Genomic DNA, 22223 nt, shown 5'->3' with positions numbered 1-22223 from the left:
AATTTATATTGATTTATTATTTATTATTGAAAATTAACAATAAATTACCAACTAAAATAAGATTATATTTTGTAATAAAATACGTGTTAAAAAACTACTTATTTTTCGGTCGGATTATAAGTCTTAAATCCTGATTTTTCGTGAAGTATTCTATAGACCAGTTGTAGAACGTGCGAACCCGGTTTCTATAGTCGATTAAAGCAAAAAGATGCACAAAGACCCAAATGAACCAGGCTAAGAAACCATTGAAATGAATTTTATCAGGCAGGTCTGCAACGGCCTTGTTACTGCCTATAATAGCCATTGAGCCTTTATCGGTATAGGTAAAGGCCTGCAAAGCCTTCCCTTCAGCAGCCCGCTTAAAATTTTTAGCAAGAGCCGTCCCCTGCTGCATAGCAACCTGAGCCAATTGCGGGTGCCCTTCCGGGAAGTTAGCATCTGAAGTCATAACACTCGCGTCCCCAATGACGTAAATGGCATCCTGGTTGAGCACTTTATTCGTTTCATCAACAGCTATACGATTGCCCCGTTGGTAGCATTCTTCCGGAATTCCTTTAAAGCGATAACCGGTCACCCCGGTCGCCCAGATCAGGTTTTTGCTGTAGATGTGCGAACCGTCTTTCATCAGTACTTTTTCACCATCAAAATCTACAACCCGGGTATTTAACAAAACCTCAACTCCCATTTCCTGAAGCTTCTCAAGGGTGTATTGCTGACTTTTTTCACTCATAGGAGACAGCAACTCATTCCCGCCATTAACCAAGTAAATGCGGGATCCGCTACCCACAAGTTCCGGAAACTCTTTGCGAATGGTATTGTTACGTAACTCCGCAAAAACTCCACTTATCTCAACTCCTGTGGGTCCGCCACCTGCGATAACCATATTGAGATAAGGCAGACGCATCGATTTGTCTTTGATGCGCGCAGCCTGCTCCAGGCGCTGCAATAAGATATTCCGCATATCAAGAGCATCCTCGAGCGTTTTCATCGGGATTGCGTGCTTCTGACAATTATCCAAACCAAAAAAGTTAGTTTGAGTTCCGGTGGCCAAAACTAAAAAATCATAGTCCAGCTCTCCCGTATCCAGAACAATTCGCTTCTCTTCCGGTTTAATTTCCTGAAGGCTTCCCATATGAAACCGAAAGTTCCCCTGGTCTCTGAATAGATTACGAAAAGGAAAAGTAATGCTTGATGGGTCGAGAAAACCTGTAGATACCTGATATAACAGAGGCGGAAAGAAATTGTAATTATTCTTATCAACTAATTTGATCTGATATTCTGAAGATTTACGAAGTTTTTTTACCAGATTTACCCCGGCAAATCCTCCACCTATAACTACAATGTGCTTTTTCATATGTCTGCTATTCGTCTTCCGAAATTACCGGTTTTTAGGCAGATGTCCCCATTTTTAGGTCTTTTTTAAGTCGAAGTAAAACCGAAAACGTAATAGTAAATCGATGAGATTCAAGATTTTGAATTCGGTTTTTCCTAAATGGATTTCAAGCTAAAAAAAGCGCTACTCGTAGTCCCGATTTCAGATGTTTAAATTATTTTTGGCATCAGAATACGTTAAGGTATTCGTATTTCAGTTTAAACGAAAACGATTTCGCTTTAAACTATTGACATCAGTATTTTAAAAAACGCTTTAATTCCTCAACAAAACCACCTATTCTCAATTATGGAAAGACACACCACGCTTGGCGAATTTATCATTAAAAATCAACAGGATTTTCCGTATGCCAAAGGCGAACTAACAGCCCTCTTAAGTGCTATACGTCTCGCCGGTAAAATGGTTAATCAGGAAATCAATAAAGCGGGGCTCGCCGAAATACGTGGAAAAGCAGGCAATGAAAATGTACAGGGAGAAGTACAGGCCAAGCTTGATGTTCTTGCCAATGATATGTTTATAAGCACCTTGCGTGATCGTGGCGATATCTGCGGTCTCGCTTCTGAAGAACTGGAAGACTTTGTGGTCTTTAATGAAGACCGGCATAAAAATGCAAATTATGTGGTGTTGTTTGATCCGCTAGACGGGTCTTCTAACATTGATGTAGATATTACCGTGGGTACGATTTTTAGTATTTACCGGCGCATCAGCCCCACCGGAACCCCGGTGACCCTTGAAGATTTTCTGCAGCCGGGTGTTAATCAGGTGGCTGCGGGATACCTGATCTATGGCTCTTCAACCATGCTCGTTTACACCACCGGAAACGGCGTACACGGCTTTACGTTTGATCCGGGCATTGGCTCCTTTTTTCTATCGCATCCGGACATAAAATTCCCCGAATCCGGTCGTATTTATTCAATAAATGAAGGGAATTACGTGCATTTTCCGCAGGGAATTAAAAAATTCATCCGCTGGACTCAGGAACTGGACGAGGCTGACAAACGCCCGTTTACCTCCCGTTATACCGGCTCTCTGGTTGCCGACTTTCATCGAAATATGTTGCTGGGAGGTGTGTTTCTCTACCCTACCGGAACTACAGCCCCAAAAGGCAAATTGCGTCTGCTCTACGAATGCAATCCTATGGCTTTTATAGCCGAACAGGCCGGCGGAATGGCTTCAGACGGTTATGGTCGCATAATGGAACGCCAACCCACTGAGCTGCACGAGCGGGCTCCCTTTTTCTGCGGATGTAAAAAGGAGGTTGAAAAAATTGAATGGTTTCTAAAGCAGGAAGACTAGTTTAATGCTGAGTGCTGAATTCAGAGTGCTGAGTTAATGGGTTTGGCAGTTTTAATTTCTGATTTCTGATTTCTGATTTCTGATTTCTGATTTCTGATTTCTGATTTCTGATTTCTGATTTCTGATTTCTGATTTCTTAAGATGTAAAAAAGTTTAATCGTGGAAGAGTTTAATCGTTGAATCGTTTTCTTTTTTTCCGCATTTTATCTCTTACTCACTATCAACTGTAAACTGAGACTGCATACTGTTAAGAATCGACTAGGCGTTTGCCGTAACCTTAAACTTTAAATCTTGAATATTGAATTTCTATCCGTTTTCCAGTTTATAGACTAACGGATTAAAAGCCTTACTCACTACCAGAACCTGATCACCGGGTTGAAGCTTTTCGGCTTCCTCATGACTTACCACAACCTTTACCACCTGGGTATGAATCAGAATAGACAGAACGCTTAAAATCTCCTCCTGCTCAAGTTTTAAAACTTCACCGGTAAACTTAAATTTTCCGCTGATGCTTTGACCTGTAAATAGGGTCTCGGGTTTGCCGTGAGCAATCACTTTACCGGCTTCCAGATGATACACATAATCGGAGAGTTTTACGATTTCGCCTACATCATGAGAAATGAGTATCGTGGTCAGTTTAAACTCTTCGTGAATGCGCTTCAGATAGCCCTGCAATTTATGCCGAATACCCGCATCAAGCGCGGAAAGCGGCTCATCAAGAAGTAGAATTTCCGGTTTTTGAACCACCGCGCGGGCAAGAGCCACGCGTTGTTTTTGTCCGCCGCTTAAGGTTTCCGGTTTGCGATGCTGCAAATCTCCGAGTTCCATCAATTCCAGTAACTGGTTGACCAAAGTTTGCGAGGCACCTTTCGCCTTTGCGAAATTCAGATTTTCTAAAACCGTCATATGCGGAAACAAGGCATAATCCTGAAAAACATAACCCACTCCCCGCTTCTGGACACTTCGGTTTGTTCCACTTTCAGCATCAAACCACACCGCTCCTCCAACGCTCAACTTCCCGGAATCAGGCTGCATCAAACCCGCGATCATGCGTAAAGTCGAAGTTTTTCCGGCGCCAGACGGGCCGTAAAGCGTCACAAATTGACCTTCAGCAATCTCCAGATTGAGGTCAAGCTGCATCGCTCCGTTTGCGCCTTGCAAAGATTTTTTGAGATCGATCTGTATCATTTCCAAAAGCCCTTAAGATATTTACCATTTACCAGATACACTATCAATAAAATACAAAAGGTAATTGCGAAAAGTACCAGTGAGTAGGCGTTTGCAGCATCATAATTAAGCGCTTCAACCTCATCGTAAATCGCTATTGACGCCACTTTTGTCTTTCCGGGAATGTTGCCTCCTATCATCAAAACCACTCCAAATTCGCCCACCGTATGCGCAAACGAAAGCACGACACCCGTTAGTAATGCAGGTTTAATTTGCGGCAGTTGCACCCGCAGTAAGGTCTCCCATTTTGATTTGCCCATTACGTAAGAAGCCTCAGTGATTGATTTTGAGATTCCGCTTAAACCCGCCTGAATAGGGTGCACCATAAACGGCAAACTGTAAATTAGCGACGCGACCACCAGGCCGGGAAAGGAAAAAATAAGTTTGATACCCAGCCACTCACTCAGCCAACTGCCAAAGGCGTTATTTGGACTAAAAGCAACTAAAAAATAGAAACCTAAAACCGTGGGCGGCAGCACCAAAGGCATACTCACCAAAGCTTCTACAACCGGTTTGATGCGCGAGGTCGAACGGCTTAATTTATAAGCGATAGGTATCGCGATTACAAATAAAATGAGCGTGGTGACGAGTGCCAGTTTAAAGGTGAGTAAAAGCGGTTCCCAATTCATAAGGCGCGCAGCATTACTTCATTCAACTTAATCATAGCGGTCACTTCCTGACCCAATTCTAAATTCAGATTGTCTACGGCATTGCTGCTTATGATGGCACTGATGCTTCCGTTGGTAGTTTCAAGCTTTAATTTAGACAGCAATTTTCCCTGCTCCAGTTGAGCAATTGTTGCGGGTATTTGATTTTGAAGACTTATTTGAAACTGAGTTCCGGTACCGATGATGACTTCAGTTTCTTTAAAAACCACAGCTACGGTGGTTTCGGGCTTGAGATACGAAGCGCTTTGCGGGGTGTCAATCACGATGGCTTTAAACAGCTGTCCGTTTTGGAGTTCAACGCCCACAAGACTGAGATTGCCGCTCACTTCAACCGTTTTTATATGCCCCCGCAGTTCATTCATCAACCGAATATCCAAAATCTTTCAGGATTTTCTGTGCTTCGGGCGAAAAAAGATAGGTATAAAAAGCCCGCGCCGCTTCGGTGTTACCCTTTTTACGCTTGATGACAACCGCCGCTTGAGCGATGGGTTCGTACAAGCTTTCATCCAGAATCAGGTATTTGCCCTGAGCATGCTGAGCTTCACTTTTCACTACAGCGAGCGCGGTAAAGCCCATTTCGGCTGCGCCGGAAGTGATAAACTGATTGGTCTGCGCGATGCTTTCGCCGTAAACCAGTTTAGCTTCGACCTGTTCGTAAATTCCACTGCTTTTTAAGACCGAAATAGCCGCACTGCCGTAAGGCGCCGTCTGCGGATTGGCCAAAGCGATATGCTGAACAGAATCGGTTAGCAGGGTTGAAAGCGCAGGTATTTTATCTGCTTTACAAGACCACAACACCAGTTTGCCGTAGGCGTAAATTTTGGGTTTATCTAATGCATAACCGGCTTGGTATATCGCCTGCGGATAAGCCGTATCTGCCGAAATAAACACATCGTAAGGCGCGCCTTCTTTGATCTGAGCGGTGAGTTTACCCGATGAACTGATCACCAGATCGCTAACGATTCCTGTTCGGGCTTCGAAATCTGCAGCAAGGGCTTTCATCGCAAACTGCATATTGGCAGCCGTGGCCAGCCTTAAGGTTTGATTCTTTGATTTTTTCGCGCAAGCGGAAAGCAACAGCACTGCAAGAACAGCCGCAATAGGAAACTTAATACATTTATAAGGAACAGATTTCATCCGGAAGGTTTTCGCCTAAAGAAAACTAGAGAATCTGATTAAATTCTAAACGTTCCCCATCGGGTCCCGTGATGTTGAAATACTTACAGCCTTTGTTCCAAAAATTGAGAAACACCGGAGCATCTTCCTGTATCTCATAACCCGCAGTCTGGAGCTCCTGAAAAACTGCTTCCACATCTTCCACATCAAAAGCAATGTGATCAATATGGCCGTGCGATCTGTTGCGGATCTCTTCCAGATCTTTGGCTGGAAACTCATAAAGCTCCATAATCACATCACCACTCTGCATCATCACGACATTTCCTTTTTCATCATTATGGTCAAACTGGGCACGCATGGCTTCTATAAACCCAAGTTTACTGTAAAATGCAACCGAGTTTTTAAGATTGGTAACGGGAATGCCTACGTGTTGTATTTTGGAAATTTTAAAATTCATAGTCTTTTTTTCTATTTAGTACTCATTTAATATCTAAACCGGTGTCTTTTTCGTCGGTTCTTATATTCGGTAAGGGAACCTTTTTTCGCCTGATAGATCGAGAAGAGGGCTATCCCGCTCCAAATCATATTGGTCACCAGTGAAGGTATCGCACGGTAATAATAACAATTTACCGCTATAAACACACCACCAAAGAGGTTCATTAAAATACACCAGGTACTGTAATTTTTAGTTTTTACGTGACTTAACGCATAGGCTCCCACTACGAGAAGGGAACCTAACCAACCGGAGATATCGATGAGTAACTTCATGCTTCTGCTAACTATTCGTTGACTAATAATTTATCCATACGGGTTTTGAAATCGGCTTCGGCCATACGGTCTTCCAGCTTTTTGATTTCTTCGAGAAGGCGGGTATTGAAGCCCAACAGTTCTTCAAGAGCTTTTTCGCCCGCAATCCAGTACTGCTCTAGTACCGGGAGTTTTTTGATTGCTTTTTGTGATAACATCAAATGGTATTTTCGGTTGTCCTGAGGGTCGATTTCCGCATCGATATAACCTCGCTTTTTCATTTTATTAATCAGTTTTACAATGGCAGGATGCGAAAGTTGCAGGGTATCGGCAATTTCTGTAACCGTCATTTTTTCGTTCTTCTGCAAGAGCAAAAAAATCATATGCCAGTTGGGCTCAATGTCTGACTCGTGCTCCCGATAAAAATCACGGGTCTGATAAATAAAGGCATCACTAAGGCGTTTAAGCCGGCCGGTTAGACCGGTATACCCCATTTCTGCTAAAAAATCTGCTTCCATAGTTATTATGTAACTGGTTACGTAAATGTAAAATTTTATAGCGATCTGAACAATAGGTTTTGGGATTTAACACGAAATTAATTTACACCAAGCAACTTTTTGAAAAACAAATAATTAATCGGTTTTGGAATAGGTTTTTCACCTCAGAGATTCAGGTTAAAATCGGATTGCAGCTCTTACAATATGTCGTTTGCTAGCATATAAAGAGTCTTTTCCGCCAGAGAAGAGCCTCCTTATCGTTATTTAGAAGCATTGCTATTTTGACTGATGATTCCTTTCAGCATCATTTCAAAACCCCATTTGAGTAGTTTCATAGATTGATTATTATCAAGCCCACATACATCTTTAGTTACAATTATGGGTTCAATTCCCATAAGTACAGAGGCCATATTTTTCAGATTCTGAAAATCCTCTTTACTCAGATTAAGTTGTGAGTCTTCGAGCGCCAGTTGCAAGGTTTTGGGACGTCGTGCTCCCCGATTCTCAGACAGTTCACTCGTATGCAGTAACACACTCAGGTATTTTCTAAAAGCGGGCTCATTATCTAACGCCAGGCGATTAAAATAATCCTGAATATTTAAAAGTGTTTGTTGCTCATTTGAGGCTTTAGAGTAGCGATAAATAGATTCGCAACTTTCGGTATTTACGTCAAGTGCTGCTTCTGCAGAAAGTATTTCACTATTCGGGAAATATCTATAGATCGTAGCTCTGGAAACACCTGCCTGCTCAGCCACCTCTTCTAATGTGAAATCGCGGCCCTGCTGCAAAAATCCCTGCGCACTACTTAAGATGCGTTCTCTTGTTTTTTGCTTCTGCCGGGTACGCCCCTGGTCTATATACTCTCTACTCATAAGACAAATGTCTCATAAAATTTTGAATTATCACAATTTAAATTTATGTTTGTGAGACAGAAATCTCATAAAATGAAACAATCGACTACAAAATGGGTATTGGGTCACAAGGTGACACCTCATAACACGACAGGAAATTATGACTTGGCTCTGGGCGAAACACCACCGGGAGTACCGGGACCACCTCCTCATCTGCACCACAACCTTGAAGAATCATTTCTGATCACGGAAGGAGAGATGGAGTTCATGATTAATGGCGAAACGCGGATTGTAAAAGCCGGAGAATCTGTTGATCTGCCGCCCAATACCCTGCATACATTCAGAAATGCCGGGACTGGTCCCTGCAAGTGGGTAAACATTCACAGTCCGAAAGGATTTAGGGCTTTCTTTGAAAAACTGGGGATTGAAAGTGAAAAAGATAACGCTCGCGAGGATTCTGTTGCGCCGCATATCATTGAAGAAGTTATAAAAACTGCAGCTTCTTATGATATGCAAATTAAAATGTAGGTATTTATTGGCTCCGCCAAAAAGTATCATAATACACCCGAAACTTACCGCGAAATCAAGGCTTTGTTTCCTTTTGATACCTCCCGGGTTTACCCAACGTATTTTATTACCATTCTAAATTAAAAACGCCCGAATTGAAATTCGGGCGTTTTTAACTGCTAAATGTTTCTCAATTGTTTAATCGCAATTGCCATCTACATCACAGCTTGTGCCCTGTACGACTTCAAGCTCCGGATGATCCTGTTTAGCGTACCACTCGCTGTAGGACTTTTGAAGCACATTTAAAAATTGCTCCTCGGGCTGCGCACCGGAAACCGCATATTTACGGTCAAAAACAAAAAACGGAACGCCGTTAACACCAATGTTACGTGCTTCGGCAATATCCTGCTCAATATGTGCTGCAAACTGACTTTCGTTCAATTCGCTCTCAATCGTTTCTTTTTCAAGACCTACTTCTTGCCCCAAATCAACCAGGGTTTCGACATCGTCTACATTTCGGCCTTCAATAAAATACGCCTTTAAGAGACGCTCTTTCATAGCATCCTGCAGCCCAATCTGACCGGCCAGATGAATGAGTTGATGCCCTCTATGGGTATTGGCCACTACGATCTTATCGTAATCGTAGTCCAGGCCGGTTTCTTTAGCAAAATCAGTAACGCGCGCAATAGCCTGTTTAGCCTGTGCCTCACTCATTCCTTTATGCTTCTGTAAGAAATCTACGCTGTGTATGGAAGTATCCGTTTTTAAACCGGGTGCCAGATCAAAACTTTTCCAGATTACTTCAATATTATCGCGTTGCGAAAACTGCTCAAGTGCATTATCAAATTTCCGTTTGCCGATATAGCAAAACGGACACATGATGTCACTCCAGATTTCGACTTTCATTTTAATATTTGTCATTTTTAAAAATTCAGGGTTACTGGTGATTGAGTCGCAAGGATCCTGCCGGTATTACATTACAGAGTCGAAAAGATCCCCGCGATCATCAGCAACGGCACCACAAAAATCAAAATAGGGAGCAACAGGTTAAGAAATGCTTTTAGTATTGAAATTTGCTGAATCTCTGATACTCCAATAAGTGTAATTATAAAGGACCAGATCGCAAGCACAACTTCTAAAAACATAGCTCCCCAAAAAACCACATTCTGCAATACACTACCGCCTGTTATATCTCCATCTTGCTGAAACAATGCAATCCCATAAATACCAATCTGAGGTATTAAAAAAATAGAAGCAACGATCGAGGGTATTGTACCATAGGCCAGAACACGAAGCAAGCTTTTTGAGTCTGCCTGACCTCCAACCCATTTACCGGTCCAGCTCAATAATGCTGCGTAAATAGCCAGGGAAATCCATCCCAATAATCCGCCTACCAATACGCAAACCGTAATGATCATTCCTAAAGAAAGATGGTCGCCTAAATTCCTATCAACCGCACGGTCGAAAGCGTTGCAAATTCCATTTAAAATCAGCAAAATATAAACATATTCATCTAGTTTTTTGGCTTCGATAAATCTGAAAACAGCTCTGGGAAACACCCATATTTTGGAAAAAATATCTTTATTTGAAAAATGTTCTAGATTTTGATCTGGGCTAGACGGGGTATTCATTTAAATACTATTTGTTTTCGTTTCGTATTAAAGCGGATGGTTTGTGGATTTCTCAACCCATATCAATCCCGTTATCCTTCAGAATTGCCTTAAAGGTTTCTTCTTTACCTTCCTTTTTCATTTCCTGATAGATGATGTTTATGATTTGTTCGGCATCAGAACGGTAGGGAGATTTCATTTTTGTGTAAGCATTAAATGCCTTACACATATAGTCTAACGCCTTTTCGTATTCATTCAGCTTTAAGGCATAAATGCTACCTATTCCATAGGCAACTTCAGGGTTGCCCTCGTCAATGAGAGCCAAACGTTTATAGGCATCAATCGCTTTGTCATATTCCTCCTGGTACTGATATGCAATAGCTATATTCTGCAAAGGCATTAGTCCGTAAGGATCGATCTCTATAGATTTTTCATAAGCCTCAATCGCCTTGTCATACTTTTCTTGTTTTCGGTAAGCCAGCCCCAGATTATCCCAGGCAAATGCAAATTCTTCATCCTCTTTAAGCGCTTTTTTAAACTGTTTCACCGCAGTGGAGAAATCTCCCTTTTCTGAAGCAGCAACTCCTTCTCTATAATACTTTAACGCCTGCTCATTAAGCGACATCGACTTGAGCCCCTGCTTATCACTTGCGGCTACCTTTTGCTTTAGTGCCTCACAAGACTCCATAAGTTGTTCTTCAATTTTGTAATAAGCGTCTTTATACTGCTTAGATTCTTTATTGGTATTTATTACTTTTTCCCGATTAGTTGAATCCTGCTCGGTAATTTTTTCAGACTTTTCAGGTTTTGAAAATTTAAAAAGCTGGGTGCCTAATTGGTAAGCCTGGGTTACTTCTTCTATACAGGTATTAATTTCTTTTACGACTTCTTCCCGATGTTTATTATAGGTGCTGATCTCATCAATACATGCGCATGCATTATCAGAAAGCTCGCTCAAAAGCGCATCCGAATCAAGCTGTATATCTTCCTGTGCGAAAGCTGCACAGCTTAAACCCAAAAAAGCAAAAACGTATAATTGTTTCATAATTCCCATGACTTTATTAGCGCGTAATCTTTGATAGATTAATTTCAGAAAATCAATTTAAGCATAAATACGCAACACAGTTTACGGTATTCCTCATTTAAATAAAAAAGACGGCTCACGGCCGCCTTTATGACTGATTCCAGCTAATTTAAACCCCGGAAAATGCTTTAAAACCGCCGTCCACCGTAACCACTGTACCGGTTACAAAATTAGCCGCGTCACTGCACAACCAGTGAATGGCACCGTGTAAATCTTCGGGGTTACCAAATTTACCCAAAGGGGTATGGGTAATGATCGTCTCGCCACGCGCGGTAAGACTGCCGTCTGGGTTGGTAAGCAATTCGCGGTTTTGCTCGGTTAGGAAAAAGCCGGGTGCCAGCGCATTTACACGGATGGGCGTTTCCATTTTTTGAGCGAATTCTACCGCCAGATATTGCGTTAGGTTTTCAATAGCTGACTTCGCCGAAGAATACCCCATTACCCGGGTTAGCGGCAGGTGCGCCGATACTGACGAAATATTTAGAATGCTTGGATTTTTTGATTTTTCGAGAAGCGGTAGAAATACCTGAATGGGTAAAAAGCTACCGATGTAATTCAGATCAATCACCTTACGCATGGCCTCCAGATCTACATCGTGCAGACTTTGATCTGGTGTAATTATCGCTCCCTTCATATTACCGCCGGCTGCGTTGATCAAAACATCAATATGCCCATAATGAGCCTCAAGCTGTTCTTTGGCTTTTTGCAATTCTTCTTTGCTGGTAACATCTGCAAGAAGACCACTCGCCTTATGCCCGGCTTTGTTGATACTCCCAGCCAAAGCATCTACTTTTGATTGGGTTCGGCCCAAGACAATTACCTGAGCCCCGGCTTCAGCCAGTGAACGGGTCATCGACTCGCCCAAAACACCGGTGGCACCGCTAACTACTATTATCTTATCACTCACAGAAAGTTTTGATATCATCTGATTTTTATAAATGTTTATATTACGTTTAAAAATACAAAATATATTATTTTCAACATACCGGGATGCTCATTTATGCTCAGCAATTACAGCTTCGGCTGGCTCGAATCCAACACGTAATTAGCTGAGCAATTTCAACAAGAAAGCGTATTTTTAAGAAATCAAAATATGTGACATTTGGGCCTAATTCAGCCGTCACACTAAAGAATCTAATTTGAGTTTTCGCTAAGAATACGCCGCTACAGCCTGCTTACCTATGTCCCAAAAAGATAAAACAACGATTTACGACATTTCCCGCAAATTAAACATCAGCGCAGCTACCGTCTCAAGAGCGCTGAACAACAGTAACCGGGTAAGTACTAAAACGCGTGATCTTGTTCTGAAAACGGCTAAAGAGCTTAATTATCAACAAAACAGCCTTGCGGTAGCGCTTAAAAGCGGACGTACTTTTAACGTGGGTGTGGTTGTCCCTTTAATTAATCGTGCATTTTTTGCTTCGGTGATACGCGGTATTGAAGAAGAATTGGAGCCAAAAGGGTATCACGTGATCATTTGTCAAACCCACGAAGATGCTGACAAAGAAGCCCGGCAGCTTCAGGCTTTGCTCAATACAAATATAGACGGCGTATTCATTTCGGTATCCAAAACAACCGAAGATCTTAAACACCTGGAAGCCGTCTTACAGGCTAAAACACCGCTTATTTTCTTTGACCGAAAAAAAGATTTAAAAGGGGTAAGTGCTGTAAGTATAGACGATTTTCAGGGTGCCTATGATGCGGTTTCACATCTTATTGAACAGGGCTATTCCAAAATCGTACACCTGGGAGGTGATCGTAAACTCAATATCTATGAAGACCGCTATCGCGGGTATATTGCTGCTCTTGAAGCTCACGGACTATCAACGCAAAATCTTTTTACCCTGCAAATGAGCAGTACTATAGAATCAGGTATTGAAGCGGTAAACCAACTTTATGATTCTAAAACTGATTTTGATGCGATTTTTTGTGCCAGTGATTACATCGCCCTGGGCTGTGTACAGGAATTGCGCAGTCGCGGAATACAAATACCGCAAGAGGTGGGAGTGGTAGGTTTTAGTAACGAACCCTTTACGAGTCATCTGGAGCATCCGCTTTCTACCGTGGGACAAACTCCGGTGCTTATGGGAAAAATGGCTGCTCAGGTTTTTCTGGAACAAATAAATGCCGGAAAAGACAGTGAACCCCTTGAAAAAAACGTGGTCCTGAAGCCTGAATTATTTACCCGAAGTACTTCATTAAAAAAGGGAACCGTTTAGATTCCCTTTGATTTAGTTACTAAATTTTATAACGAAACGCCGCGCTTCCAGGGGATAAAATCATCCTGACCTAAGGCATCGGCTTTGGCCTCGACTTCACCACTGGCCACCTGAATCACGTGTTCCAAAATTTCTTCACCCATTTCTTCAATGGTTTTTTCACCGCGAATTACCGGGCCGCTATCAATATCGATAATATCGGGCATTCTGCGTGCTAAGGTACTGTTTGAAGCCACCTTTAAAACCGGTGCGATGGGATTTCCGGTGGGCGTACCCAGTCCGGTTGTAAAGACCACTACATTTGCTCCGGAACCTACCATTGCCGTGGTGCTTTCCACATCATTGCCAGGAGTACAAAGCAGGTTTAAACCGGGTTTGGTGACGTATTCCCCATAATCGAGTATCGCCTGTATGGGAGAAGTCCCGCCTTTTTTAGCTGCTCCTGCAGATTTCATCGCATCGGTGATAAGACCGTCTTTGATATTACCGGGCGATGGGTTCATGTCAAAACCGGAACCGGCATCAATAGCTGACTTTTCGTAATCTTTCATCAATTGCATAAAGCGCTGTGCATCGTCTTCGTTCACACAACGATTCACCAACTCCTGCTCTACCCCACACAATTCGGGAAATTCAGACAGGATGGGTGAGCCACCCAAGGCCGCCAGTAAATCTGAAGCATAACCCAAAGCAGGGTTTGCTGAAATCCCCGAAAAACCGTCAGAACCTCCACACTCGAGTCCCATTTTTAACTTTGACAAAGACGCCGGCTGGCGTTCGATTTGGTTAGCTTTCTTAATTCCTTCAAAGGATTCTTTGATGATTTTAGCCAGCATCTGCTCTACCGTACCTTCCTGTTGCTGTTCGTAAATAAGTACCGGCTTTTTCAGATCCGGATTCTTTTCGCTCAAAGCCTTTTTAAAAATATCGATCTGCAGGTTTTGACATCCCAGACTCAATACCGTAGCCCCGGCCACATTGGGATTGTTTACATAACCCGCCAGCAGTTTGGATAACGAAACCGCATCCTGCCGAATGCCTCCACAACCACCCTGATGGGTGATGAATTTAACTTCAATATTTTTAAAGATTGCCTCTTCGGCTTCCGCTTCGGCGATAGCCGTATCCTCAGGTGCACCGCTTATCAGATTGCGCAACAACTGGCGCTGTCTGCTGGCTTTATGGAATGATAGTTCCTTTTCAAAAACGTCTTTGAGCAATTCAATATTTCGGTTCTCACAGAACACCAGTGGAAAAAATAACCAGACATTTTGAGTCCCTACCTGACCATCTTCCCGGTGATATCCCATAAACGTGCGGTCTTTCCACTTTGTGATATCAGGTACATTCCAGGAAGTGATTTCGGTTTTTTGAGAAACGGAACTGGCCTCGTGTTTGACATTTTCGGTAGTTAATAAACCACCTTTGCCAATAGGACTTAAAGCCTTGCCCACTAAAACCCCATACATGTAAATAGAATCTCCTGCAGCAAGATCAACCAGTGCCACTTTATGCTTGGCTTTAGAGTCATTTAAAATTTTTACAGACTCTCCTTCAAACTCTACCTCGTCACCCTGATACAAATCAACCAGCGCCACGGCTACATTATCTTCGGGCTGTACTTTTATTAATTTACTCTTCATAATCGTTCTAATATCTTTAGACCCTTACTCCAGTTAGGCTTTACTGTATTGTGCTTCAAATTGATTAAATCCGGCTTCTACGCCGTGCTCGTCAAGCAACTCAAGTGCCCGTGAAATTTCATCAGTGAAACCTTCGATTTCATTTAAATCCTGATCCCAAAAGGAATGCTGACCTAAAATATTTCGAGCGATTTCCTGATAGTTATCGGTTTTCCAAACCTCCTCAAAAACGGCTACCACAGCGGCATCATCCTGAACGGGAAGTTTTCGCCCCTGCCAATCCCCTTTATAAAAACGGATAAGGCAAGCCAAAGCAAAAGTAAGATGCTCAGGTAATCGATTGTATTTTGCCTCAAAGGCTAACAAACTGGGCAACACACGTACCTTAAATTTAGAAACGGTATTCAACGCGATACTCGACAGTTGGTGCTTGATAAACGGATTGCGGAAGCGGTCAAAAACGGCATTGGCAAATTCGTTAAGTTCGTCCTCAGACAAATCAAGCGTGGGGTTTATTTCCCGGAATACGGCATTGCGAACGAAGCTTCCGGTAAACTCGTGATCAACTGTTTCTTTTACAGTCTCGTTACCAAATAAAATGGAAAACGGAACCATGGTAGTATGCGCACCATTTAAAATACGCACTTTACGGGTGCGGTACGGCTGCATATCTTTTACCACCAAAACATTCTCATCGATCTGATCAAAAGGAATTTTGGCCTTTAAATGTTCGTCGCCTTCTATTACCCAAAGTAAAAAAGTCTCTGCGGAAACAATCAAATTATCTTTAAACTCCAGTTGACTCTGATACGCCTCAATATCATCTTTAGGATAGCCGGGCACAATACGGTCAACCAGCGTATTGTGGAAACTGTTTGCGGTCTCTATCCAGGATTTAAAAGCATCTCCCAGCTCCCATAAATCTGCATACTGAAGAATTATTTTCTTAAGCGTATCTGCATTATGGTTAATCAGTTCACACGGAATGATGGTTAGTCCTTTTTCTTTTGAACCTTCGAAATGCCTAAAACGGCGATACAGCAAAGCGGTCACTTTTGCCGGAAAACTGTTGTGCGGAGCACCTTCCTGGGTGTCGTTTTCATCAAAGCTGATTCCGGCTTCGGTCGTATTTGAAATCAAAAACTGAAGCTCTTCTTCTTCAGCTAAAGCCAGATACTGCTCATAATCCGCATACGGATTCAGACTCTTCTGAATACATGAAATAGTATGAATTTCTTCCGTCTCGGTACCGTTTTTAATTCCGCGTAAAAACAAATTGTACAACCCATCCTGCTCATTCAGCATATCTATGAGTCCGTTAGGTAAAGGTTGAACTACCGCCACACCGGCATTAAAATCGGCTTCGGCATTCAATTTATTAATGATGTAATCAACAAAAGCCCGTAAAAAATTCCCTTCCCCGTATTGAATGACTTTAATGGGAAGATTTTTTGTATAACCGGCATTTGCACGATTTAGATTTTTCATAAGTAGTGAGTTTGTTATTCAAATAAAGAGGGTAACCACAGGCTGATTGCCGGGATAAAGGTTACCATAAGCAATACGATAGCCATCACGGCATAAAGCGGAAGCAGGGGTTTCATAATTTTTTGGATGGAAGTTTTAGCCACGCCTACTCCAATAAATAAGACCGCTCCCACCGGCGGCGTACACAGGCCTACGCACAGGTTCATTACCATCATAATCCCGAATTGTACAGGTTCTACTCCCATACTGGTAACCACAGGTAAGAATATGGGTGTAAAAATGAGTACTGCCGGGGTCATATCCATAAACGTACCTACAAAAAGCAGCAGGATGTTGATGATAATCAGAATCACGTATTTGTTTTCGCTTAGTGCCAAAAGCGCAGCGCTTACATTCTGCGGAATGTTTTCAAAAGACATCACCCACGACATACTCATGGAAGTCGCTATAAGCAACATCACAATGGCCGTAGTACCCACTGAATTCAGGAAAATGCTCTTAAGACCTGAAATTTTCAATTCCCGATAAATGAAAGACAGGACCAGCGTATACAAAACCGCAATACCCGAAGCTTCGGTTGCTGTGAAAATACCGGTGATGATTCCGCCAATAACCACAACAAGCAAAAGCAGGCTGGGTAACGCATCTAAGAAGGTTTTTAAAATCAGTTTAATGCTGCTGCGCTCACCTGCGGGATAACCTTTCTTTTTAATCCAATAGGTTGCTACCAGCATCAATGCCAGTCCCATAAGTATCCCGGGAATATAACCGGCCAAAAACAGGGAAGCGATAGAAACGCCTCCACTGGCCAGCGAATACACAATCAAAATATTAGAAGGCGGGATGATCAAACCTGTAGTCGACGAGGTAATATTGATGGCCGCTCCAAACTCTTTAGAATAGTTTTCTTTTTCCATAAAAGGGCCGAGAATCCCACCAATGGCAGACGTCGCAGCTACCGCCGAACCGGAGATTGCACCGAAAAGCATAGCCGCAATCACATTAACATAAATGAGTCCGCCGGGAAGCGCGCCCATTAGGGCTTTGGCGAAATTGATAAGTCGAATCGCTATTCCTCCCTGATTCATAACCTGCCCGGCCAGCACAAAAAGCGGTATCGCCAGAAGCGAAAAACTATCAAGTCCTGTTGCCATACGCTGGGCGATGGTCGTAAAACTCGCCAGTGAATCTATGGAAATCATAATGGTACACAAACACGAAATCCCAATAGACCAGGCCACCGGAACCCCTATTGCAAGGAGTACAAAAAATACCAGAACCAATACTACAATCTCAATCATGATAACAGGTATTTTTTAGGATTAGCCAACTCGATAACTTTGTAAACAATGATCAACACGCCACTAATGGGTAAGACCATATACACATAACCCAGCGGAATCGCCAGTGCGGCTGAGCTTTGACCCAGTTCAAAATTTACATAAACCAGATTACCGCCACCTATGATCATTGCTAAAATGGCAAACAAAATGACAAGTATATTTATGCCAATACGTAGTTTGATGCGGTTTTTTTCATTGAGTTTAGGCGGAAGAATATTTATAGCCAGGTGATCCTGCTGGCCTGAAGCATAAGCGGCTCCCAAAATGCCAATCCAGATCAATAAATACCTTGCAATTTCTTCGGTAAAGGAGCTGGCTGATTGTAATACGTATCTTGAAAATACCTGCCACAACACAGCGATAACGATTGAAGCCATTAAAAAAACCAAAACCGAACCTAATATTTTATCTAATGTTTTTTTCATCTTAATCGGTAGTTACGTTTTGTATTTCTTCAATAAGCCGTTTCATTTCCGGGTTTTGTTTGAACTCTTCGTACATAGGTTTTACCAGTTCCCTAAAAGGTTCCTTATCGGGATAGGTTACCTCAACTCCGGCTTTTTTGATTTCGGTGAGCGCTTCCATCTCGGCCTCGTGCCAGATTTTCTTTTCAAATTCGGCAGATTCCATTGCGGCTTCCTTGACCCATCTCTGTTCTTCGGGTGAAAGGTCGTCCCATAATAAAGTACTTATCAAAAGTTCGTCTGGTAAGGCGGTATGCTCGTCTACCAAAAAGTATTTGCAGACTTCATAATGATGGGACAGGTAAAAACTGGGCAAATTATTTTCAGCACCATCTACCACGCCCTGTTGCAGGGCTGTATACAATTCTCCCCATGATATCGGCGTAGGCGAGCCGCCCAGGTTCTTGACCATATTTATTGCTGTCTGGCTTTCCATCACCCTAAGTTTAAGACCTTGGAGGTCCTGCGGACTTTCGATAGGCTCTTTGGTATAAAAACTGCGGCTTCCGGCATCGTAAAAGGTTAATCCCTTAAGTCGCTGGGGGATACTTGCGTTCAATAATTCTTCGCCGATAGGACCTTCCAGTACTTCAAAGCGGTGCGCTGCATCTCTGAACAAAAACGGAAGACCAAAAACCTTCAGCTGTGGCGCAAAATTTTCAAGTACACCGGTAGAAACCTTAGTCATCCCGAGGCTTCCTATTTGCAACAATTCCAAACATTCACGTTCCGAACCCAATTGCTGGCTGGGATAAATGTCAAGGCTCATTGTTCCGCCCGACTTTTCGACCAGACGTTCCCCCATAAACACCATGGCTTTATGTACGGGGTGCGAAACATCAAGCCCATGTGCCAGTTTAATCACGCGTTTATTAGAACTTTCCGCGCAGCCTGAAAACAGGACTACTGATCCTAAAACAAATACGATAAAGAAGCGCCAAAGTCTCATGAGCGCAGTTCTTTTACAAGGTTCAGAGCATTTTTGATGGTTTCGGTAATCGTAGGATAATCGTACTGCCCTTCACTATTTTTTACAAAAAGCTTGGAGCCAATACCCACACAATGCACGCCGGCATCAAACCAGGTTTTCAGGTTTTCTTCCGTAGGGCTCACACCGCCGGTAGGCATAATGCTCGCCCAGGGCAACGGACCTTTTACCGCTTTGACAAAAGCAGGACCTCCTACCTGTGCTCCCGGAAAGATTTTAACCACCTCAGCACCCAGCTCGAGTGCATAAGCGATTTCGGTAACCGAACCGCAACCCGGCATCCAACCGACTTTGCGGCGGTTGCATACTTTGGCCATTTCTTCGCTAACAATTGGGGAAACGATAAAGTCAGCTCCCAACTGCAGGTATAAGGCCGCAGTGCCGGCATCAAGTACCGAACCTACGCCCATAATCATCCCGTCGAGTTCTGCTTTAGCATACTTATTCAGGTCGCCAAAGACCTCGTGGGCATAATCCCCACGGTTTGTAAACTCGAAGCTGCGCAGGCCGCCGTCGTAGCAGGCTTTTAAAACTTGTTTGCAAACCTCAATATCTTTGTGGTAAAAAACGGGAACGATGCCATTTTCGTGCATCTGTAAAACCGTTTCTATACGTGTGTATGTTGCCATTTGTGTGTTTTTATCGTTTTATGCGTCCACCGGTATTGCCCTGCATGACTTCGGTGATTTCTGTAACCGAAACCAGATTGACGTCTCCCAAAATCGTATGCTTTAGAGCGCAGGCGGCGTTTGCAAATTCTAAAGCCGTGGCTGCATCAAAATGACGCAGGCCATAAATGAGTCCGGCGGCGTAGGCGTCACCGGTACCAATGCGGTCTACAACCTGTGTGATTTCCAGTTCAGGAGTTTCAAGGTACTCACCAGCTACACAGGCGCGACCGTAAATTTTTTGCCAGCTGGCGCTTACTCCGGTTCTGATCTTATCAAAAACCTGCGTAATGGTAGGACATTGTTGCATCAGTTCTTTGGAGGCTGCTAAAAAACCTTCCTGATCCTGACTGAATGAAGTCCCCAGAATCTCGTTGATTTCATTTACTCCGCCTATGAAAATAGTCGAAAGGCTCACCAGTTCTTTGAGAACTTCCTTCCCGTTACGCCCGTACTGCCATAAATTGCTGCGGTAGGCCGGATCTGCGGTGATGTGTAATCCATTCGCCTGCGCGGAAACTAAAGCCGCCTTGAGTGCCTTATACGCGTTTTCAGATATTGCGGGCGAAATGCCTGTCCAGTGAAAAAAACCGGCGTCTTCAAATTCTACATCCCAGTCTATTTGATCTGCCTGAATATTTGCAAATGAACCGTGAAGGCGGTTGTAAGCGATCTGGCTGCTGCGCATCGCAGAACCCACTTCTAAAACATACTGCCCAATGGGATGATTTACTTTTTGTACCGAAGAAACATCAAGCCCGTACTGCCGCATACTCGCCAGAGCGGCCTCGCCTACCAGGTCATTAGATACCGCGGTTATGTGCTTTACCGGTTCACCCAGATAAGCGAGTGAAGCCCCTACATTCATTTCCGTTCCCCCAAAGAAAAAGTCGAGGGATTTGGCCTGCATCAGTTTACGGTTTTCGGCGGGCGAAAGGCGTAGCAGGACTTCACCAAAGGTGATTATTTTTTTTTGCTCACTCATTAAAAATCGAAATAGGCTTTGGCATTATTGTAACTGATGTCGGCAATGACTTTACCCACAAGATCCATATCCTGTGGCAGCTCGCCGGAAGCCATCTCGCGACCAAATAAATTGCACAATACTCTTCTAAAATACTCATGACGGGGGAATGAAAGAAAGCTTCGGCTGTCTGTCAACATCCCTACAAAACAACTTACAAGTCCCATATTGGAAAGGGCATTTAGTTGCTTTTCCATACCGTCCTTCTGGTCTAAAAACCACCAGCCGGAACCCCATTGCACTTTACCTTTGATGCTTCCGTCATTAAAATTACCAATCATCGTGGCAAACACCTCATTATCTGCGGGATTGAGGTTGTAGAGTATGGTTTTGGTGAGTTTATTGGTACTATCCAGACGATTTAAAAAAGCAGATAAAGCTTCCGCCTGAGGATAATCGCCGATAGAATCCCAACCGGTATCGGGACCTAATTGCGCCAGCATACGTTTATTGTTGTTTCGCAAAGCTCCTAAATGAAACTGCTGTACCCAGCCTTTCTCGTGGTAGCTTTCGCCCAGAAACACCAAAATTGCAGTTTTAAACTGCTCTGCTTCCAGATGGGAAAGCGCTGCGCCATCGCGACGCTTCGCGAAAATTTGACACACTTCCTTATCGGTTGCAGGAGCCCAGGAGAGATTACTCAAACCGTGATCACACAATCGGCATCCGTTTTTATGAAAGAAATCTATGCGCTGCTGCAAAGCTTCTTTTAAGCTCTCATAATCTGTAATTGCCACACCTGATACTTCGGCCAGCTGATCAAGATAGTCGTTGTAATTTTCGGCATCTATGAGGATGGCTTTATCCGGGCGAAACGCAGTGCTCATGGTAAGTCCAGCCTTTGAACCGTCGTATGCCCGGTGATGATCAAGCGGGTCTAGCGGATCTTCGGTAGTGCAAACGGCTTCAACATCCATCTGTTTAAGGAGACCGCGACATGAGTTTTCGGGCAACTGCAACTGACGATTGATCTCTTTGTAGATTTCAGGTCCAGATTGCTCGTTTAGCAATTCGTCTACATCAAAATAGCGCTTGAGTTCGAGGTGCGTCCAATGAAACAATGGATTGCGTAACGTAAACGGAACAGTCTTAGCCCAGGCTAAAAACTTCTCCTCGTCAGAGGCTTCCCCGGTGATGTATGCCTCGTCAATACCCAGGGCACGCATCGCACGCCATTTGTAATGATCACCGTATAACCACACCTGTGAAATGGTCTCAAACTGCCGGTCTGCTACAATTTCTACAGGCGGCAGGTGGTTATGATAGTCTATAATAGGTTGTGGCGCTGCGTAGTTGAAGTACAACTCTTCGGCAAAGCGATTTTGTAAAAGGAACTCTTTAGTAATAAAACTACTGCCTACCTTTTTGATATTTTCTTCTGTTAGCATACGTA

Annotated in this window: 24 protein-coding genes; 3 read left to right on the top strand and 21 right to left on the bottom strand. The window is 43.3% G+C overall.

Annotation, left to right across the window (positions count from 1 at the left end; all coding sequences use genetic code 11):
- Positions 1-94: 94 nt before the first annotated feature.
- Positions 95-1354 (bottom strand): NAD(P)/FAD-dependent oxidoreductase, encoded by a 1260-nt coding sequence (locus tag CJ305_RS09985; protein WP_099646122.1) that lies wholly within the window; start codon positions 1352-1354, stop codon positions 95-97.
- Positions 1355-1678: 324 nt separating this feature from the next.
- Here CJ305_RS09985 and fbp point away from each other — a divergent pair, with 324 nt between their 5' ends.
- Entirely contained in the window at positions 1679-2686 is a 1008-nt protein-coding gene (fbp, locus tag CJ305_RS09980) for a class 1 fructose-bisphosphatase (RefSeq protein WP_099646121.1), read from the top strand.
- Between the two features lie 306 nt (positions 2687-2992).
- Here the strand turns inward: fbp and CJ305_RS09975 are convergent, their stop codons facing one another.
- The 8 genes from CJ305_RS09975 to CJ305_RS09940 form a co-directional block, all read right to left on the bottom strand.
- Positions 2993-3874 carry an ABC transporter ATP-binding protein gene (locus CJ305_RS09975; protein WP_099646120.1) on the bottom strand — a complete coding sequence of 294 codons (882 nt, stop codon included), beginning with the start codon at positions 3872-3874 and terminating at the stop codon, positions 2993-2995.
- Complete coding sequence (modB, locus tag CJ305_RS09970; protein ID WP_099646119.1) at positions 3871-4542, bottom strand: molybdate ABC transporter permease subunit; 672 nt, start codon at positions 4540-4542, stop codon at positions 3871-3873. Before modB ends, CJ305_RS09975 begins: the two co-directional genes overlap by 4 nt.
- On the bottom strand, positions 4539-4943 hold the full coding sequence (locus CJ305_RS09965) for a TOBE domain-containing protein (protein ID WP_099646118.1): 405 nt from the start codon (positions 4941-4943) through the stop codon (positions 4539-4541). Before CJ305_RS09965 ends, modB begins: the two co-directional genes overlap by 4 nt.
- On the bottom strand, positions 4936-5718 hold the full coding sequence (gene modA / locus CJ305_RS09960) for a molybdate ABC transporter substrate-binding protein (RefSeq protein ID WP_099646117.1): 783 nt from the start codon (positions 5716-5718) through the stop codon (positions 4936-4938). Before modA ends, CJ305_RS09965 begins: the two co-directional genes overlap by 8 nt.
- A gap of 25 nt (positions 5719-5743) precedes the next feature.
- Positions 5744-6154, bottom strand: coding sequence for a VOC family protein (locus CJ305_RS09955; RefSeq protein WP_099646116.1), 411 nt, complete (start codon positions 6152-6154; stop codon positions 5744-5746).
- Between the two features lie 26 nt (positions 6155-6180).
- Positions 6181-6465, bottom strand: a complete 285-nt coding sequence (locus CJ305_RS09950; RefSeq protein WP_099646115.1) for a CBU_0592 family membrane protein — start codon at positions 6463-6465, stop codon at positions 6181-6183.
- 11 nt (positions 6466-6476) lie between these two features.
- Positions 6477-6962, bottom strand: coding sequence for a MarR family winged helix-turn-helix transcriptional regulator (locus CJ305_RS09945; RefSeq protein ID WP_099646114.1), 486 nt, complete (start codon positions 6960-6962; stop codon positions 6477-6479).
- 239 nt (positions 6963-7201) lie between these two features.
- Entirely contained in the window at positions 7202-7813 is a 612-nt protein-coding gene (locus CJ305_RS09940) for a TetR/AcrR family transcriptional regulator (RefSeq protein WP_099646113.1), read from the bottom strand.
- A gap of 72 nt (positions 7814-7885) precedes the next feature.
- Here CJ305_RS09940 and CJ305_RS09935 point away from each other — a divergent pair, with 72 nt between their 5' ends.
- The gene (locus CJ305_RS09935) at positions 7886-8320 is read left to right on the top strand and encodes a cupin domain-containing protein (protein ID WP_099646112.1); all 435 of its coding nucleotides are present in this window, start codon (positions 7886-7888) and stop codon (positions 8318-8320) included.
- Positions 8321-8497: 177 nt separating this feature from the next.
- On the opposite strand, the gene CJ305_RS09930 is transcribed toward CJ305_RS09935, so the two are convergent.
- From CJ305_RS09930 to CJ305_RS09915, 4 genes are all read right to left on the bottom strand, one after another.
- Positions 8498-9220, bottom strand: coding sequence for a DsbA family oxidoreductase (locus CJ305_RS09930; RefSeq protein WP_099646111.1), 723 nt, complete (start codon positions 9218-9220; stop codon positions 8498-8500).
- 56 nt (positions 9221-9276) lie between these two features.
- Positions 9277-9930, bottom strand: a complete 654-nt coding sequence (locus tag CJ305_RS09925) for a YIP1 family protein (protein WP_099646110.1) — start codon at positions 9928-9930, stop codon at positions 9277-9279.
- Positions 9931-9982: 52 nt separating this feature from the next.
- Positions 9983-10954, bottom strand: a complete 972-nt coding sequence (locus CJ305_RS09920; RefSeq protein WP_189319423.1) for a tetratricopeptide repeat protein — start codon at positions 10952-10954, stop codon at positions 9983-9985.
- A 148-nt stretch (positions 10955-11102) separates the two neighbouring features.
- The gene (locus tag CJ305_RS09915; protein WP_099646108.1) at positions 11103-11918 is read right to left on the bottom strand and encodes an SDR family oxidoreductase; all 816 of its coding nucleotides are present in this window, start codon (positions 11916-11918) and stop codon (positions 11103-11105) included.
- A gap of 256 nt (positions 11919-12174) precedes the next feature.
- On the opposite strand from CJ305_RS09915, the gene CJ305_RS09910 reads away from it, so the two are divergent.
- Positions 12175-13212, top strand: a complete 1038-nt coding sequence (locus CJ305_RS09910; RefSeq protein WP_099646107.1) for a LacI family DNA-binding transcriptional regulator — start codon at positions 12175-12177, stop codon at positions 13210-13212.
- Between the two features lie 26 nt (positions 13213-13238).
- Here CJ305_RS09910 and CJ305_RS09905 read toward each other — a convergent pair whose 3' ends face one another.
- Genes CJ305_RS09905 through uxaC form a run of 8 tightly spaced genes read right to left on the bottom strand, consistent with a single transcriptional unit; the run spans position 13239 to position 22218 of the window.
- Complete coding sequence (locus CJ305_RS09905) at positions 13239-14855, bottom strand: UxaA family hydrolase (protein WP_099646106.1); 1617 nt, start codon at positions 14853-14855, stop codon at positions 13239-13241.
- Positions 14856-14888: 33 nt separating this feature from the next.
- Positions 14889-16343 carry a tagaturonate reductase gene (locus tag CJ305_RS09900; RefSeq protein ID WP_099646105.1) on the bottom strand — a complete coding sequence of 485 codons (1455 nt, stop codon included), beginning with the start codon at positions 16341-16343 and terminating at the stop codon, positions 14889-14891.
- 14 nt (positions 16344-16357) lie between these two features.
- Positions 16358-17644 (bottom strand): TRAP transporter large permease, encoded by a 1287-nt coding sequence (locus CJ305_RS09895; RefSeq protein WP_099646104.1) that lies wholly within the window; start codon positions 17642-17644, stop codon positions 16358-16360.
- Positions 17641-18111: a TRAP transporter small permease gene (locus CJ305_RS09890; protein WP_099646103.1), complete on the bottom strand. Its 471-nt coding sequence runs from the start codon at positions 18109-18111 to the stop codon at positions 17641-17643. The genes CJ305_RS09895 and CJ305_RS09890 overlap by 4 nt, the downstream gene beginning before the upstream one ends.
- A gap of 1 nt (position 18112) precedes the next feature.
- On the bottom strand, positions 18113-19099 hold the full coding sequence (locus CJ305_RS09885; protein WP_099646102.1) for a TRAP transporter substrate-binding protein: 987 nt from the start codon (positions 19097-19099) through the stop codon (positions 18113-18115).
- Complete coding sequence (locus CJ305_RS09880) at positions 19096-19767, bottom strand: bifunctional 4-hydroxy-2-oxoglutarate aldolase/2-dehydro-3-deoxy-phosphogluconate aldolase (protein ID WP_099646101.1); 672 nt, start codon at positions 19765-19767, stop codon at positions 19096-19098. The genes CJ305_RS09885 and CJ305_RS09880 overlap by 4 nt, the downstream gene beginning before the upstream one ends.
- Before the next feature lie 10 nt (positions 19768-19777).
- Positions 19778-20791: a sugar kinase gene (locus tag CJ305_RS09875; RefSeq protein ID WP_099646100.1), complete on the bottom strand. Its 1014-nt coding sequence runs from the start codon at positions 20789-20791 to the stop codon at positions 19778-19780.
- Positions 20791-22218 (bottom strand): glucuronate isomerase, encoded by a 1428-nt coding sequence (gene uxaC, locus CJ305_RS09870; RefSeq protein WP_099646099.1) that lies wholly within the window; start codon positions 22216-22218, stop codon positions 20791-20793. Before uxaC ends, CJ305_RS09875 begins: the two co-directional genes overlap by 1 nt.
- Positions 22219-22223: the final 5 nt, after the last annotated feature.

The organism is Leeuwenhoekiella nanhaiensis (assembly GCF_002744755.1).
Taxonomy (GTDB): domain Bacteria; phylum Bacteroidota; class Bacteroidia; order Flavobacteriales; family Flavobacteriaceae; genus Leeuwenhoekiella; species Leeuwenhoekiella nanhaiensis.
Note: the sequence above shows the minus strand (reverse complement) of the source record. Positions and strands in the feature narration are given on the sequence as shown.

Coding starts and splice junctions, on each gene's coding strand:
- CJ305_RS09985 (WP_099646122.1), bottom strand. CDS start 1,354: ATGAAAAAGCACATTGTAGTTATAGGTGGAGGATTTGCCGGGGTAAAT.
- fbp (WP_099646121.1), top strand. CDS start 1,679: ATGGAAAGACACACCACGCTTGGCGAATTTATCATTAAAAATCAACAG.
- CJ305_RS09975 (WP_099646120.1), bottom strand. CDS start 3,874: ATGATACAGATCGATCTCAAAAAATCTTTGCAAGGCGCAAACGGAGCG.
- modB (WP_099646119.1), bottom strand. CDS start 4,542: ATGAATTGGGAACCGCTTTTACTCACCTTTAAACTGGCACTCGTCACC.
- CJ305_RS09965 (WP_099646118.1), bottom strand. CDS start 4,943: ATGAATGAACTGCGGGGGCATATAAAAACGGTTGAAGTGAGCGGCAAT.
- modA (WP_099646117.1), bottom strand. CDS start 5,718: ATGAAATCTGTTCCTTATAAATGTATTAAGTTTCCTATTGCGGCTGTT.
- CJ305_RS09955 (WP_099646116.1), bottom strand. CDS start 6,154: ATGAATTTTAAAATTTCCAAAATACAACACGTAGGCATTCCCGTTACC.
- CJ305_RS09950 (WP_099646115.1), bottom strand. CDS start 6,465: ATGAAGTTACTCATCGATATCTCCGGTTGGTTAGGTTCCCTTCTCGTA.
- CJ305_RS09945 (WP_099646114.1), bottom strand. CDS start 6,962: ATGGAAGCAGATTTTTTAGCAGAAATGGGGTATACCGGTCTAACCGGC.
- CJ305_RS09940 (WP_099646113.1), bottom strand. CDS start 7,813: ATGAGTAGAGAGTATATAGACCAGGGGCGTACCCGGCAGAAGCAAAAA.
- CJ305_RS09935 (WP_099646112.1), top strand. CDS start 7,886: ATGAAACAATCGACTACAAAATGGGTATTGGGTCACAAGGTGACACCT.
- CJ305_RS09930 (WP_099646111.1), bottom strand. CDS start 9,220: ATGACAAATATTAAAATGAAAGTCGAAATCTGGAGTGACATCATGTGT.
- CJ305_RS09925 (WP_099646110.1), bottom strand. CDS start 9,930: ATGAATACCCCGTCTAGCCCAGATCAAAATCTAGAACATTTTTCAAAT.
- CJ305_RS09920 (WP_189319423.1), bottom strand. CDS start 10,954: ATGAAACAATTATACGTTTTTGCTTTTTTGGGTTTAAGCTGTGCAGCT.
- CJ305_RS09915 (WP_099646108.1), bottom strand. CDS start 11,918: ATGATATCAAAACTTTCTGTGAGTGATAAGATAATAGTAGTTAGCGGT.
- CJ305_RS09910 (WP_099646107.1), top strand. CDS start 12,175: ATGTCCCAAAAAGATAAAACAACGATTTACGACATTTCCCGCAAATTA.
- CJ305_RS09905 (WP_099646106.1), bottom strand. CDS start 14,855: ATGAAGAGTAAATTAATAAAAGTACAGCCCGAAGATAATGTAGCCGTG.
- CJ305_RS09900 (WP_099646105.1), bottom strand. CDS start 16,343: ATGAAAAATCTAAATCGTGCAAATGCCGGTTATACAAAAAATCTTCCC.
- CJ305_RS09895 (WP_099646104.1), bottom strand. CDS start 17,644: ATGATTGAGATTGTAGTATTGGTTCTGGTATTTTTTGTACTCCTTGCA.
- CJ305_RS09890 (WP_099646103.1), bottom strand. CDS start 18,111: ATGAAAAAAACATTAGATAAAATATTAGGTTCGGTTTTGGTTTTTTTA.
- CJ305_RS09885 (WP_099646102.1), bottom strand. CDS start 19,099: ATGAGACTTTGGCGCTTCTTTATCGTATTTGTTTTAGGATCAGTAGTC.
- CJ305_RS09880 (WP_099646101.1), bottom strand. CDS start 19,767: ATGGCAACATACACACGTATAGAAACGGTTTTACAGATGCACGAAAAT.
- CJ305_RS09875 (WP_099646100.1), bottom strand. CDS start 20,791: ATGAGTGAGCAAAAAAAAATAATCACCTTTGGTGAAGTCCTGCTACGC.
- uxaC (WP_099646099.1), bottom strand. CDS start 22,218: ATGCTAACAGAAGAAAATATCAAAAAGGTAGGCAGTAGTTTTATTACT.